Genomic DNA, 13,782 nt, shown 5'->3' with positions numbered 1-13,782 from the left:
TTCACGGTGCGGATAACGCTGGCGCGTCATGCGCCCTGCGTGACGCGCCAGCGGATCAGAGCTGGATATCGTCGCGGATCAGCACGCAGGTGCAGCCGTGCTCGTCTTCGCGCCAGTCGTGGAGGAAGTACATCTGGATCTTGCCGGCGTCCATCACCGCCAGGTAGTCGCCCACTTCCGGGACGAAGAAGCCCGAGGTGCCCGGCTCGGCTTCGCATTCGATGCGTACGCTGAAGAACAGCGCCGGGTCGGCGTCGTCGAAGAAGTCCTCGCGCTCGGCGGCGTCCCACTCGGTGGGCGCTTCGAAGGGGCCGAGGAAGAGGACCTTGGCGTCGCCCATGTCCAGCTCTTCGGCGTCCGGATCGTTGTCGTCCGGGCGGTAGACGGTGGCGTCCAGCGCGCTGCTATCGGCGAGAATGGAGCGGCGCGCGGCCATGCGCTGCTGCGGGTCGACGCCGGCGTCGGCGCAGAGCTGGTTCCAGAGGATTTCGGCTTGGGTGGACATGAGGGCTCTCGCTCGTGCGGCCGGTTCAAAGGTGGGTAGTGTCCGGGACCGGACGGCGCAGATCAATGGGAGCGGCTCTTGCAGCTGATGCCGGCCCCAACGGGCATGTAGGAGCGGACTCCGTCCGCGATTGGTCCAAGGCCGCTCAGCGGGCGGAAAATCATCGCGGACAGAGCCCGCTCCTACGAGATACCTCTGCGCTTGGGCCATCCCTCACCCTGGCCCTCTCCCAAGGGGAGAGGGGACCGTTCGGTGCAGGATGAAACCTCAGTGTCAGCCGGCTCGGGCTACCCCTCTCCCTGAGGCGCGGGGCGCGCAGCCAGGGTTGGGGTGAGGGGGAAGACGCAGCGACGGACAATTCAGAGAAGACAGCTGCTCCTGCGCGACGTGGCATCACGGGGCTAGCCTGCAGCTTCGCGGGCGTGGGTCATTCGCCCTTGAGGCCGTACTTCTTCACCTTGTCGAACAGCGTGGTCTTGGCCATGCCCAGCGCGTGGGCGGCCTGGCTGAGGTTGCCGGCGTGGCGTTCCAGGGCGGTGGACAGCAGGCTCTTCTCGAAGGCCTCCACGGCTTCGGCGAAGCGTGGCTCGCCGGCGTCCGGGCCGAGGTTGCCGCCGGCCAGCACCGGCAGGCCGAGGGCGAAGCGTTCGGCGACGTTGCGCAGCTCGCGCACGTTGCCCGGCCAGTCGTGGGCCATCAGGGTGGCCGCGGTGGCATTGTCGATGTCCGGCGTCGGGCGGTCGAAGCGCAGCGAGGATTGCTGCAGGAAGTGCTCGAAGAGCATCAGGATGTCTTCGCGGCGCTCGCGCAGCGGCGGCAGGTTCAGGGTGATGACGTTGAGGCGGTAGTAGAGGTCGCTGCGGAAGCTGCCGTCGCGGCCCATGGCGGCGAGGTCGGACTTGGTTGCGGCGATTACCCGGCAATCTACGCGGATCAGCTCGTTGGAACCCAGGCGCTCCAGCTGCTGTTCCTGCAGCACGCGCAGCAGCTTGATCTGCAGGTTCAGCGGCATGCTCTCGATCTCGTCGAGGAACAGGCTGCCGCCATCGGCGTGCTCGATCTTGCCGATCCGCCGCTTGCCGGCGCCGGTGAAGGCGTGGGCCTCGTGACCGAAGATTTCGCTGTCGATCAGGCTTTCCGGCAGGCCGCCGCAGTTGAGTGCGACGAAGGGCTTGGCCTGGCGCCGGCTGTAGTCGTGCAGGCAGCGCGCGACCAGTTCCTTGCCGGTGCCGGTCTCGCCCTCGATCAGCACGTTGGCGGAAGTGTCGGCGACGTTGGCGATCAGCTCGCGCAGCGCCTGCATGGCCGGCGAGCGGCCGATCAGCCGGCTGTCCAGGGCCTGCTTGCCGGCGAGCTGCCGGCGCAGCTGGCTGACTTCGCGGGTCAGTGCGCGCTGGGCGAGGGCGCGGCGCGCGGTGTCCACCAGCTTTTCCGGAGAGAAGGGTTTCTCCATGAAGTCGTAGGCGCCGTCGCGCATGGCCTTGACCGCCATGGCGATATCACCGTGGCCGGTGATCAGCACCACTGGCAGGCTGGGGTCGCGTTCCTTGAGCTTTTCCAGCAATTGCAGGCCGTCCATGCCGGGCATGCGGATGTCGCTGACGACGATGCCGGGGAAGTCGGCGCCGACTTTCTTCAGCGCTTCCTCGGCGCTGCCCACGCTGTCGGTCTCGATGTCTTCCAGGGCCAGCGCCTGCTGGCAGCCGAGCCGTACGTGCGGGTCGTCCTCGACGATCAGGACGCGCAGGGATGGATCGCTCATGCGGGTGTCTCCAGGGCGGGCAGCAGCGGCAGGTGCAGCTCGAACGCGGTGCCGCCGGTTTCCGGGTAGGCCACGCCCAGGGAACCGCCGGCGGCGGTGGCGAGGCTGGCGGAAAGGGTCAGGCCCAGGCCCAGGCCGAGTTCGCCGGGCTTGGTGGTGAAGAACGGCTCGAACAGGTGCACGCGGGCGTCCGGCGGGATACCGGGGCCGTTGTCGCGCACCACGAGGCGATAGTGGTCGCCACCTTCGCTGCGTCCCTCCAGCCAGAGCTGGCGGTCGCTCTGGTTGCTCATGGCGTCGAGGGCGTTGGCGATCAGGTTGACCAGTATCTGTTCCAGACGCGTCTGGTCGATGGCCAGCTGGGCATCGGGGTAGTCGCGATGCAGCGTCACCGGCACTTGCGAAAGGCGCACCTGCAGCACCATCACGGCGGCATCCACTGCCTTGCTCAGCGTGGCCTGGCCGTGGTCGTCGGCGCGTCGGGCGAAGGCGCGCAGGCTGGCGGTGATGCGGCCCATGCGGTCGACCATCTCGGCGATGGCCTCGAGGTTGCTGCTGGCAACGTCGAGCTTGCCGCGTTCGAGGAAGCGCACGCTGTTGCTCGACAGGGTACGCAGTGCCGCCAGCGGCTGGTTGAGTTCGTGGGCGATGCTGGTGGACATCTGCCCGATCACCGCCAGCTTGCCGGCCTGTACCAGGCGGTCCTGGGCCTTGCGCAGGGTGTCCTCGGCCTGGCGGCGCTCGCGGATCTGCTCGCGCAGGTGCTGGTTGCTAGCGCGCAGGTCGGCGGTGCGCTCGGCGATGCGCCGCTCCAGGGCGTTGTTGGCCTGCTCCAGCGCCTCGCGGGCGGCAAGGCGGGTGGCGATGACCTTGCGCCGCTCGTTCCAGGCGATCAGCAGGAAGGCGAACAGGGCGAAGCCGGCGGCGGCGAGCATGCCGTGGATCAGCGCTTCACGGCGCAGGTCGGCCAGCGGCGTGAGCAGGGTGAAGTTCCACTGCGTATCGCTCAACTGGCGCGTCTGCATCAGGTAGCTGAGTGGCTTGTGGCTGTCGGCGTGTTCGCCCGGCGGGAAGCTGATTTCCTCGACGCCGGCGCCGAGCGGTTGGCGCGCCAGTGGCTGCCATTCGTTCAGGGCCCACCAGTAGTACTGCAGGCTGCGGGCCAGGCGCTCCTTGTCCGTATCGCTGAGCGGGCGCACGGCCTTCAGGCGCAGGGTCGGGTCGCTGGAGAGGATGATGATGCCGTTCTCGTCGCTGACGAAGGCTTGCAGGCGGGCCTTTTCCCAGCGCTCTTCAAGGGATTCCATGCGCACTTTCACCACGGCCACGCCGACGATCCTGCCGCCGTGGACCAGGCCATGGGCGAGGTAGTAGCCGGGTTCGCCGGTAGTGCTGCCGATGCCGTAGAAGCGGCCGGGGCGGCCTTGCACGGCTTCCTGGAAATAGGCGCGGAAGGACAGGTCTTCGCCCAGGTAGCTGTCGGTGTCCTGCCAGTTGCTGGTGGCCAGTACGCGGCCGGAGGTGTCCAGCAGGTACACCGCGCGGCTGCCGGCGCGGCGGTTGAGGCCTTCGAGGTAGTGGTTGACACGGTCGCGGTGCAACGGCGTCGGGTCCACCAGCAGGCGGCTGACGCTGCCTTCGAGTTCGAGCAGGCTGGGCAGGTAGGTGTAGCGGCTGATCTCGCTTTCCACGCCGCGGGCGTGCAGTTCCAGCTGGCGTTCGCCGGATTCGATCAGGCTGCGGGTGCCGGCGCCTTCGCTGATCAGGTAGCCGCCGTAGCCGAAGCCCAGGGTGAGCAGGAGCAGCAGGAAGGGCAGCAGGTAGTTGCGCACGAGGCGTGGCTTCACGGTGAGCGGCGGCGGCAATGGGCTGGAAGCGCATTGCAGCACAGTCGTCGGGGCCGAGCCAGCCCAACGCCGGGGGGCGGCGATGGACTGGCTCGGGTACCACACGGTGCGCGCTCGCGCGGATTACGGAGTAACCACCAGACCGACGCCGCGGCCGCGCGGATCGGAGGCGGTTTCCAGGGCCTTGCCGTTCACACGGATGGCCTGGATGTCACCCATGTTCCAGCCCTGGTCTTCCAGGGTGTAGCCCATGGCCTTGAGCTCGTCGGCGACCTTGCCGGTGAGCGGTGCGTACGCGTCGTAATAGATGGTGTCTTTCGGCAGCAGCTGATGATGCACACGCTGCGCGGCCACGGCCTTCTCCAGCGGCAGGTGGAAGTCGTAGACGTTGTTCAGCACCTGGAAGATCGAAGTGAAGATCCGCGAGCCACCCGGGGTGCCGAGCACCAGGCTGACGTGACCGTCGCGGGTGACGATGCTCGGGCTCATGGAGGAGAGCATGCGCTTGCCCGGCTCGATGGCGTTGGCATCGCTGCCCACGACGCCGAAGGCATTGGCCACGCCCGGCTTGGAGCTGAAGTCATCCATCTCGTCGTTGAGCAGGAAGCCGGCGCCCTTGACCACCACGCCGCTGCCGAAGTCCCAGTTGAGGGTGTAGGTGTTGCTGACGGCATTGCCGTCCTTGTCGACGATGGAGAAGTGCGTGGTCTGGTGCGGTTCCAGCCCCGGGCGGACTTTTTCGGTGGCCGAGATGGCGTCCGGGTTCACTTCCGTGGCGCGCTTGGCGATGTATTTCGGGTCGGTCAGCTGGGCCACCGGCACCTTGGAGAACTGTGGGTCGCCCAGGTAGTCGGCACGGTCGGCGAACACGCGCTTCTCGATCTCCGAGAGCAAGTGGATGTACTTCGCGGAGTTCAGCTCCACGCCTTTGAAGTCGGCGGCGCGCTGTTCCTTGATGCCGATCAGCTGGGCCAGGGCGATGCCGCCGGAGCTGGGAAGCGGCGCGGTGTAGAGGGTGTTGCCCTGCCAGTCGATGCGCATCGGCTCGCGCCACTGGGCCTTGTAGTCGACCAGGTCGTCGGCAGTGATCAGGCCGCCATCCTGCTTCATCTGCGCGACCAGCAGCTTGGCGGTCTCGCCCTTGTAGAAATCGTCCGGGCCGTTGCCTGCGATGCGTTCCAGGGTCTTGGCCAGTTCCGGCTGCTTGAACACTTCACCCGGCTTCATGGTGCCGAAGTAGTCGCCGAAGTTGGTCTTGCCGTTGAACAGCGCGATGGCGTCCTGGCGGTACTGGTACTGCTGGTCGGCGACCTTGAAGCCGCTCTGCGCGTAGCCGATGGCCGGGGTCAGCAGCTCGCTCCACTTCAGCTTGCCGAAGCGCTGGTGCGCTTCCCACAGGCCCATCACGGTACCCGGCACGCCGGCGGCCTTGGCGCCGACCAGGCTGAGGTTCTCGATCACCTCGCCCTTCTCGTTCAGGTACATGGTCTTGGTCGCGGCCTTGGGCGCGATCTCGCGGTAGTCGAGGAAATACGGCTTGCCGTCGACGTACAGGGTCATGAAACCGCCGCCGCCGATGTTGCCGGCCTCGGGGTAGGTGACCGCGAGGGTGAAGGCGGTGGCGACCGCGGCGTCGACGGCGTTACCGCCCTTCCTGAGGACCTCGGCGGCGACTTTCGCGCCGTACTGGTCCGGTGCGGCAACCGCACCGCCGTCGAGGGTGACGGCGAATACCGACGAACTCGCCGCGAGGATCGCGACGCCCAGGGGCAGCTTGCTGAAGTGGAACACGCGCATGGGACTTCCTTATTTATTCTTGTGCTTGCGGTGAGGTTGAGTGCCCCGGCGAGCCAGGGCACTCGGGTAGAACAACAGCGGGATCAGTGCGGCAGGATCTTGGCGAGGAACTGCTGGGTGCGCTCGGCGCGGTTCTGCAGGTCACCGAAGAATTCCTCCTTCGGGCAGTCCTCGACGATCTGCCCGCGGTCCATGAAGATCACCCGGTCGGCGACCTTGCGGGCGAAGCCCATCTCGTGGGTCACGCACATCATGGTCATGCCTTCCTGGGCGAGCTGGACCATCACGTCGAGCACCTCGTTGACCATCTCCGGGTCGAGTGCCGAGGTCGGTTCGTCGAACAGCATGACGATCGGGTCCATGGCCAGTGCGCGGGCAATCGCCACGCGCTGCTGCTGGCCGCCGGAAAGCTGGCCGGGGTGCTTGTGGGCGTGAGCCTGCAGACCGACGCGGTCGAGCAGCTTCATGCCCTTTTCCATCGCCTCTTCCTTGCTCCGCCCCAGCACCTTGCGCTGGGCGATGGTGAGGTTTTCGGTGATGGTCAGGTGCGGGAACAGTTCGAAGTGCTGGAACACCATGCCGACCCGCGAACGCAGCTTGGGCAGGTCGGTCTTGGGGTTGGCGATGGAGGTGCCGTCGACGGTGATATCGCCCTTCTGGAAGGGCTCCAGCGCATTGACGCACTTGATCAGGGTCGACTTGCCCGAGCCGGACGGCCCGCAGACCACCACCACTTCACCCTTGGCGACCTTGGTGTTGCAGTCGGTGAGAACCTGGAAGTCGCCGTACCACTTGCTGACGTTATCGATGGAGATCATACGGTTAACCTTTTCTGCAGGCGCTTCACGCCGAGGGACGCGGCGAAGCTGATGACGAAGTAGACGAGACCGGCGAAGATCAGGAATTCATGGGGCTGGCCGATGATGTCGCCACGCGAGCGGGCGGCATTGAGGAAGTCCATCAGGCCGACCGAGTACACCAGCGAGGTGTCCTGGAACAGGATGATGCTCTGCTGCAGCAGCAGCGGGGTCATCTTGCGGAACGCCTGGGGCAGGATGATCAGGCGCATGGACTGGCCGTAGGTCATGCCCAGCGCGTAGGACGCGCCGATCTGGCCCTTCGGGATGGCCTGGATGCCGGCGCGGACGATCTCGCAGTAGTACGCCGCCTCGAACATCATGAAGGCCACCAGGCACGAGGTGAACGCGCCCACGGGAGTGTCCTGGCCGGTGATCCAGCGCAGGATGAACGGCACCGCGAAGTAGAACCAGGTGATCACCAGCAGCAGCGGGATCGAGCGGAAGTAGTTCACGTAGAAGCCGGCGATGTTCGACAGCAGCTTGCTGTTGGACAGGCGCATCAGCGCGAGGATGGTGCCCAGCACCACGCCGCCGAGCACGCCGAGGATCATCAGCTGCAGGGTGGTGAGCATGCCTTCCCAGAGGCCGGGGAGGGCGGGGACGATCTGGCTGAAGTCCATCATTTACCTCCCACGGAGATCAGGCCCGGCACGGCGACTTTCTTCTCGACCATGCGCATGATCAGCATCAGGCTCATGTTCAGGGTGAAGTAGATCGCGGTGGCGAGGGTGAAGGCCTCGAACAGGTTGGCGCTGAATTCGGCGGTCTGCTTGGTCTGCGCCAGCAGCTCCATCAGGCCGATCAGCGAGGCCACCGAGGAGTTCTTGAAGACGTTGAGGAACTCCGAGGTCAGCGGCGGAATGATGATCCGGAAGGCCTGTGGCAGCAGCACGTGGCGGTAGATCGAGGGCAGGCGGAAGCCCACGGCGCTGGCGGCGGCGAGCTGGCCCTTGGGCAGCGCCTGGATGCCGGTGCGCACCTGCTCGCAGACCCGCGCGGCGGTGAACAGGCCCAGGCACACGACGACGCTGATGAAGGCCGAGGTTTCCGGGGCGATGCCCAGTTTGAACCAGTCCTGGATCGGCTGTGGCAGGTAGTCCGGCACGAAGAAGTACCAGAGGAACAGCTGCACCAGCAGCGGCACGTTGCGGAACAGCTCCACGTAGGCCGTGGCGATGCCCGACAGCCAGCGGTTGGGCAGGGTGCGCATCACGCCCAGCAGCGAGCCGAGCGCCAGGGCGATGACCCAGGCCGCGAGCGAGACGGCGATGGTCCAGCCCAGGCCGGTGATGTACCAGTCCAGGTAGCGTTCGTCGCCGATCCCGGTGGACTTGAAGAACACGCCCCAGTCCCAGTTGTAATCCATGACGGGTTTCCCCTCGATTGCTTTGCACGGTGGCTTTGTTCGGTACGGGGCCGGATGCGGGCACAAGGTCGCCCGCCACCCGCGGGTAGCGGGTGTTCCGGCATCGTCATCAGGAGTAGTGGGCCGGGAGCGCATGGCGTGCGCTCCCGATCCCCCGCGTGGCTACGCCTTGTGGGCGCAGCTACGCGCGACCGTTACATCTGCTCGGCAGACTTGTCGGTCGGATTGGCGATCAGCTTCTTGAGCTCATCACTCATCGGGAAGTTGAGGTTCAGGTTCTTCGGCGGGATGGGCTGCATGAACCACTTGTCGTAGATCTTGTTCACCTCGCCCGAGGCGAAGGTGTCGGAGATGGCCTTGTCGACCACCTTCTTGAACGGCGCGTCGCCCTTGCGCACCATGCACGCGTAGATCTCGTAGGACTGCGGCTTGCCGACCACGTGCCAGTCGTCCGGCTTCTTGGCCTTGGCCATTTCGCCGTAGAGCAGCGCGTCATCCATCATGAAGGCCACGGCACGGCCGGACTCGAGCATCAGGAAGGACTCGCCATGGTCCTTGGCCGAGATGATGTTCATGCCCATCTTCTGGTCGGCGTTCATCTGCTTGAGCAGGCGCTCGGAGGTGGTGCCGGCGGTGGTCACCACGTTCTTGCCCTTGAGGTCCGGGAAGTCGTTGATGCCCGAGCTGGTCTTGGTCAGCAGGCGGGTACCGACCTCGAAGATGCCGACGGAGAAGTCGACCTGCTTCTGGCGCTCGAGGTTGTTGGTGGTGGAGCCGCACTCGATGTCCACGGTGCCGTTCTGCACCAGCGGGATACGGGTCTGCGAGGTCACCAGGTTGTAGCGGACCTTCAGGTCGGGAGCGTTCAGCTCTTTCTTCAGGGCTTCGACGACCTTGATCTGCAGGTCGTGGGAGTAACCTTCCGGCTGGCGCGGATCGCTGCCGAGGTAGGAGAAGGGGATGGAGGCGTCACGGTGGCCGAGGACGATGGTGCCGGAGTCCTTGATCTTCTTCAGGGTACCGGTCAGTTCTTCGGCGACGACGGGAGTGGCGAGCAGGGCCGCGACAATGGCGACACCCAACGCACGGGGTGCGAAACGCATGGAGACTACCTCGACTGGTTGTGTTTGTTATTCAGTCCTGCGCCGACGAGGCTCACTCCAGGCCGGTCGCATGTTCGAGGTAGAGCACAGCAGGCTCCGTGCCAAAGCTCGTGCATTTATTTAACTTGTTGAATTTAAACGACTAATTAGTTCCTTTCGGCGCTGATTGGTGCGCGCGGTGTTCGGCCAGCCGGATATTCGTGCAATTGTCGTTCGGAAATCCGAACGTGGCGCCGGCTCAAACGTCCGGCTGGGCGGCCCACTGGCCACGCTGATAGGGCTGGTCGCGACCGGCCAGGTGCGCGGCGATGCGCTCCAGTAGCTGGTGCGTCGGGGCCCGTACGCCAGTGACCGTCTGCCCGAGAGCGAGCACGACGACCAGCATCAGGGCGACAGGATGGAAACCCGGCAGATGCGCGCGACTGGCGGCGAGGAAGGCTGCGCTGGTGCCCAGGCCCAGCGCCAGCCCGGCGCAGACCTCGGCGGGCGAGTGCACGTTGATCGCCAGTCGCGACAGGCCGACCAGCACGGCGATCATCGCTGCCAGCGCGGCAGCGATCAGGCCGCTGCGCCGACTGCTGAAGAGCTGCGCGGCCAGCGTCGGCAGCACGGCACCAGCCAGCATGCTGTGGCCGGAGATGCCGGTGAAGTTGAGGTTCGGAATACCGACTCCCCAGCCCATGAACGCCAGCTTCGAACCCACCACCAGCGTGGTCGAGAATCCGAACAGCAGCAGCCACAGCCCGGCCTTCGCGGTCTCGCGGCGATACAGCAGCCAGCAGAAGACCAGCACGGCGGCTGGCGCCAGCAGGGAGCTGTCGCCGAGGCGGGTGATCAGGGGCCAGAAATCCATGCGGTTCCGAGGAGGGGCGGGGAGAGGCCGGAACCTTAGCACGACGCTCCCGCGCCCCGTGCGTGACCGAGGTCAATCCGCCTCGGCGGCCTGACCAGCGGCATGCTCCTCGCGCCGCAGCAATTCACGCTTGCGCGGCAGGCCCCAGCGATAGCCGCCTTCGCCGCCGGCGCCGACCACGCGGTGGCAGGGCACCAGCAGACCGACAGTGTTGCTGGCGCAGGCGCGGGCGATGGCGCGCGGATGGCTGCCCAGTTGCTCGGCCAACTCGCCGTAGCGCAGTGTCGCGCCGCTGGGAATGCGCGTGAGGGCGCGCCAGACGCGTAGCTGGAAGGCGCTGCCGTGCAGGTCCAGCGGCAGGTGTGCCGCTTGCTCGGGTTCTTCCAGCTGGGTGATCACGGCACGCAGCCAGTCGCCCAGCCCGGCGTCGTCGCGGGTACGCTCGGCGGCGGCGAAGCGTTCGGCCAACTGGCGTTCCAGCTCGCTGGCGTCGTCGGCGAAGAGCAGGGCGCAGACGCCCTTGTCGGTGGCGGCCAGCAACACCAGTCCGAGCGGGCAGGGCGCGATGGCATAGCGCAGGCGCTCGCCGGCGCCTTTCTGCCGTCGCTGCGCGGGGCTCAGCGAGGTACTGCCTTCATACAGGGCGCGGGTTCCGGAGTAGCCGGCTTCCAGTGCGGCATCGAGCACCGAGCGCGCTTGCGGCAAGACGGCGGCCAGTCGCTGTTCGCGGCGGGATTCCGCCCAGGCGCGCGGCGTGAGGCCGGTGCGCGCCTTGAAGGCGCGGGCCAGGTGCGAGGCGGACAAGCCGATGCGCCCGGCGAGCTCATCCAGGGTCAGCGGCTTCTCGGCCTGGTCGAGCAGTTCGCAGGCTGCGGCAACCAGCGCATCCAGCTGTTCACGAGGGCTCGGGCCGCGCGGCGAGCAGCGTTTGCACGGGCGGAAGCCGGCCGCTTCAGCCGCTTCGGGGGCGGCGTGGAAGGCCACGTTTTCCCGCGACGGCCGGCGCGCCGGGCAGTTCGGCCGGCAATAGACACCGGTGGAGCGCACGCTGAAGACGAAACGCCCCTCGTAGCGCGCATCGCGCTCACAGACCGCCTGCCAGCAGCGCTCGGGGTCAAGCTGGGTGGTCGTCATGGCAGCTCTCCGGGGTAATGGCTGTTGGGCAGATTCTCCGTCCCGACACGGCGTGCAGCAATCCGCATCGCGTTTTCAAACTCGAAGCGTGGCGGCAGGGACTACGCTTGCTGGGTATTCCCTGAAGAAGACTCCATGCCCTTGCGCCGATTCTGCCTGTGCTGCCTTCTGCTGCTGCTCGCGCTGAGCGCCCAGGCCCGTGCCGCGAGCCTGGAGCTGAGCGAGCAGGAGCGAGCCTTCATCTCGGCCCATGAGCCGATTCGGGTCGGGCTGTTCCGCGCCGGCTGGCCGCCGTTCGAGGTGATCGACGAGTTCGACCAGTTCCACGGCATCAGCGCCGACTACCTGCAGTTGCTCTCCGAACGCCTGGGCATGAAGGTCCAGCCGGTGCTCTACAACACCTGGGAGGAGGTGCTGGCGGCGGTCAAGGCCGGCGAGGTGGACCTGGTGCCGTCCATGGCCGCCACCGAGGAACGCCAGCGTTTCCTGAGTTTCACCCAGCCCTACGTGACCACCAGCAGCCTGATCTTCGCCCGGCGCGACAGCACCATCCGCACGCTGGACGATTTGTCCGGCCGCCGCGTCGCGGTGGAGCAGGACTATGCCGTCCATGAACTGCTCAACAAGGCGGTGCCGGGCATCGACTTCGTGCTGGTGGAGGATTCTCCCAGCGCGCTCAAGGCGGTCTCCACCGGGCGCGCCGATGCCTACGTAGGCAACCTCATCACCACCACCTTCCTGATCGAGCAGCTCGGCCTTTCCAATATGGAAGTGCGGGGCGACAGCGGGCTGGGCAACAGCCAGGTGCGTTTCGCCACGCGCAAGGCGCTGGAACCGCTGGTGCCGCTGCTGGACCGCGCGCTGGGCAACATCACCCGGCATGAGCAGGAGGCGATCCAGGCGCGCTGGCTGCCGTCGCTGGATGTGTTCGACTGGATGCATCTGCTGCAGATCGCCTGGCCCTGGGTAGTGGGCGTGCTCGCCCTGCTGACCTTCGTGCTGGTGTGGAACCGCCGGTTGTCGATCCAGGTGGCCGAGCGCGCCCGCGCCGAGGCGGAGGAGCGGCGCCAGCGCAGTACGCTGCTGGCGCTGATCAACTCGATCCCCGACCCGATCTGGTTCAAGGACACCCAGGGCCGCTACCTGGGGGTCAACCAGGCTTTCGCCGACTGCCTGGGGCGGCCGCCGGAGGACATCGTCGGGCGCAGCGACCAGCAGATGTTCAGCCGCGCCGCCGGTGCCGGCCGGCAGGAGCGCGACCGCCAGGCGCTCAACGAGAGCGAGCCCTATGCCAGCGAGGGCTGGGTGGTCTATCCCGATGGCCGGCGGGTGCTCTTCGATACCCTGCGCAGTGCCTTCCACGATGATCACGGCCGGCTGCTCGGCCTGGTCGGCGTCAGTCGCGACGTCACCGCGCGCAAATCCACCGAGCTGGCGCTGGCCCAGGCTCGCGACCTGGCGGAGGAGGCGGCGCAACTCAAGAGCGACTTCCTGGCCAACATGAGCCATGAGATCCGCACGCCGCTGAACATCATCATCGGCCTGGCACACCTGCTCCAGGAGACCACCCTGGACCCGCAACAGGTGGACTACCTGGGCAAGATCCAGGGCTCGGGCCAGTACCTGCTGGAGCTGATCAGCGACATCCTCGACCTGTCCCGTGTCGAGGCCGGCAAGCTGGAGTTCGAGCATATCGGCTTCGATCTGGAGCGCCTGCTCGGCGAGCTGTTCGACCTGTTCAACATCCGCGCGGCGAGCAAGGGCCTGGCGGTGCGCTGCGAGATCGACCCGCGAGTGCCCGCCCAGGTGGTGGGGGACTCGCTGCGCCTGCGGCAGATTCTGATGAACTACGGCAACAACGCGCTGAAGTTCACCGAACAGGGCGAGGTGGTGCTGGTCGTTCGCCTCGAGGACGAGGACGAAGACAGCCTGCAGCTCTACTTCGCCTTCCGCGACACCGGTATCGGTATCTCCGAGCCGCAACAGGAGCGCCTGTTCGAGTCCTTCCAGCAGGCGGACAGCTCCATCACGCGCCGCTACGGCGGCTCCGGCCTGGGGCTGGCGATCTGCAAGAAGCTGGCGGAGGCGATGGGCGGCAGCGTCGGCGTGGAGAGCGAGCCCAACCGCGGCAGCCTGTTCTGGTGCCGGCTGCCACTGGGGCGAGTGGACGACTCGGTCAGCCTGAGCCTGCAGAACATCAGCCACGAACCGCTGCCGGTGCCCATGCTGCCGGCCGCCGCAGCCGCACCAGCGATGCTGGAGAGCGGCAACGTTGCCGAGGTCGAACAGGTCTGCCGACGACTGGCGCACCTGCTGGCGGCAGACGATCCGCGCGCCGGACGGTTGCTTGGCGAGCGTGCAAGCCTGCTGCGCAGCGTCTTCAATGAGGGCTACGAAGGTATCGCTACCAGCGTGCGACGCTTCGAGTTCGAACGGGCCCTGGAAAGTCTGGTGAACCTCGCGAGGGAGCGCGACATCCGCATATAGAGAAGCGGGCTATGAACACGCGGACAGGGCCGTGGTCCGATCACCCATGGCATGTCACGAATCTGACC

General features: G+C 66.6%; 11 protein-coding genes. 1 reads left to right on the top strand and 10 read right to left on the bottom strand.

From position 1 onward, the window contains the following. Nucleotides 1-55: 55 nt before the first annotated feature. The 10 genes from N5C91_RS11380 to ada all read right to left on the bottom strand — a co-directional run bounded on the left by N5C91_RS11380 (nt 56) and on the right by ada (nt 11,227). On the bottom strand, nt 56-505 hold the full coding sequence (locus tag N5C91_RS11380) for a hypothetical protein (protein WP_279829682.1): 450 nt from the start codon (nt 503-505) through the stop codon (nt 56-58). A gap of 427 nt (nt 506-932) precedes the next feature. Further along, nucleotides 933-2,267 (bottom strand): sigma-54 dependent transcriptional regulator, encoded by a 1,335-nt coding sequence (locus tag N5C91_RS11375; RefSeq protein WP_279829681.1) that lies wholly within the window; start codon nt 2,265-2,267, stop codon nt 933-935. Then, nucleotides 2,264-4,156 (bottom strand): ATP-binding protein, encoded by a 1,893-nt coding sequence (locus tag N5C91_RS11370; protein WP_279830025.1) that lies wholly within the window; start codon nt 4,154-4,156, stop codon nt 2,264-2,266. The genes N5C91_RS11375 and N5C91_RS11370 overlap by 4 nt, the downstream gene beginning before the upstream one ends. Before the next feature lie 81 nt (nt 4,157-4,237). Beyond that, nucleotides 4,238-5,911, bottom strand: coding sequence for a gamma-glutamyltransferase (gene ggt / locus N5C91_RS11365; RefSeq protein WP_279829680.1), 1,674 nt, complete (start codon nt 5,909-5,911; stop codon nt 4,238-4,240). Between the two features lie 83 nt (nt 5,912-5,994). Then, nucleotides 5,995-6,729 (bottom strand): amino acid ABC transporter ATP-binding protein, encoded by a 735-nt coding sequence (locus tag N5C91_RS11360; RefSeq protein ID WP_236200475.1) that lies wholly within the window; start codon nt 6,727-6,729, stop codon nt 5,995-5,997. Further along, on the bottom strand, nt 6,726-7,394 hold the full coding sequence (locus N5C91_RS11355) for an ABC transporter permease subunit (RefSeq protein ID WP_236200474.1): 669 nt from the start codon (nt 7,392-7,394) through the stop codon (nt 6,726-6,728). Before N5C91_RS11355 ends, N5C91_RS11360 begins: the two co-directional genes overlap by 4 nt. Further along, nucleotides 7,391-8,137 carry an amino acid ABC transporter permease gene (locus N5C91_RS11350; RefSeq protein ID WP_138520249.1) on the bottom strand — a complete coding sequence of 249 codons (747 nt, stop codon included), beginning with the start codon at nt 8,135-8,137 and terminating at the stop codon, nt 7,391-7,393. Before N5C91_RS11350 ends, N5C91_RS11355 begins: the two co-directional genes overlap by 4 nt. Nucleotides 8,138-8,331: 194 nt before the next feature. Next, nucleotides 8,332-9,240 (bottom strand): glutamate/aspartate ABC transporter substrate-binding protein, encoded by a 909-nt coding sequence (locus tag N5C91_RS11345; protein WP_065084484.1) that lies wholly within the window; start codon nt 9,238-9,240, stop codon nt 8,332-8,334. A 238-nt stretch (nt 9,241-9,478) separates the two neighbouring features. Then, a complete protein-coding gene (locus N5C91_RS11340) occupies nt 9,479-10,093 on the bottom strand; it encodes a phosphatase PAP2 family protein (RefSeq protein WP_279829674.1) in 615 nt (204 codons plus the stop codon). Between the two features lie 72 nt (nt 10,094-10,165). Continuing rightward, entirely contained in the window at nt 10,166-11,227 is a 1,062-nt protein-coding gene (gene ada / locus N5C91_RS11335; protein WP_236200472.1) for a bifunctional DNA-binding transcriptional regulator/O6-methylguanine-DNA methyltransferase Ada, read from the bottom strand. A gap of 135 nt (nt 11,228-11,362) precedes the next feature. On the opposite strand from ada, the gene N5C91_RS11330 reads away from it, so the two are divergent. After that, nucleotides 11,363-13,714 carry a transporter substrate-binding domain-containing protein gene (locus tag N5C91_RS11330; RefSeq protein ID WP_279829673.1) on the top strand — a complete coding sequence of 784 codons (2,352 nt, stop codon included), beginning with the start codon at nt 11,363-11,365 and terminating at the stop codon, nt 13,712-13,714. Nucleotides 13,715-13,782 lie beyond the last annotated feature (68 nt).

Origin of the sequence: Pseudomonas sp. GD03903, from assembly GCF_029840045.1 — a bacterium.
GTDB classification, from domain to species: Bacteria; Pseudomonadota; Gammaproteobacteria; order Pseudomonadales; family Pseudomonadaceae; genus Pseudomonas; species Pseudomonas pseudonitroreducens.
This window is presented reverse-complemented; position numbering and strand designations above follow the sequence as displayed.

Bases quoted from the DNA above. Each gene is read 5' to 3' on its own strand.
- N5C91_RS11380 (WP_279829682.1), bottom strand. From the start codon at position 505: ATGTCCACCCAAGCCGAAATCCTCTGGAACCAGCTCTGCGCCGACGCC.
- N5C91_RS11375 (WP_279829681.1), bottom strand. From the start codon at position 2,267: ATGAGCGATCCATCCCTGCGCGTCCTGATCGTCGAGGACGACCCGCAC.
- ggt (WP_279829680.1), bottom strand. From the start codon at position 5,911: ATGCGCGTGTTCCACTTCAGCAAGCTGCCCCTGGGCGTCGCGATCCTC.
- N5C91_RS11360 (WP_236200475.1), bottom strand. From the start codon at position 6,729: ATGATCTCCATCGATAACGTCAGCAAGTGGTACGGCGACTTCCAGGTT.
- N5C91_RS11355 (WP_236200474.1), bottom strand. From the start codon at position 7,394: ATGATGGACTTCAGCCAGATCGTCCCCGCCCTCCCCGGCCTCTGGGAA.
- N5C91_RS11350 (WP_138520249.1), bottom strand. From the start codon at position 8,137: ATGGATTACAACTGGGACTGGGGCGTGTTCTTCAAGTCCACCGGGATC.
- N5C91_RS11345 (WP_065084484.1), bottom strand. From the start codon at position 9,240: ATGCGTTTCGCACCCCGTGCGTTGGGTGTCGCCATTGTCGCGGCCCTG.
- N5C91_RS11340 (WP_279829674.1), bottom strand. From the start codon at position 10,093: ATGGATTTCTGGCCCCTGATCACCCGCCTCGGCGACAGCTCCCTGCTG.
- ada (WP_236200472.1), bottom strand. From the start codon at position 11,227: ATGACGACCACCCAGCTTGACCCCGAGCGCTGCTGGCAGGCGGTCTGT.
- N5C91_RS11330 (WP_279829673.1), top strand. From the start codon at position 11,363: ATGCCCTTGCGCCGATTCTGCCTGTGCTGCCTTCTGCTGCTGCTCGCG.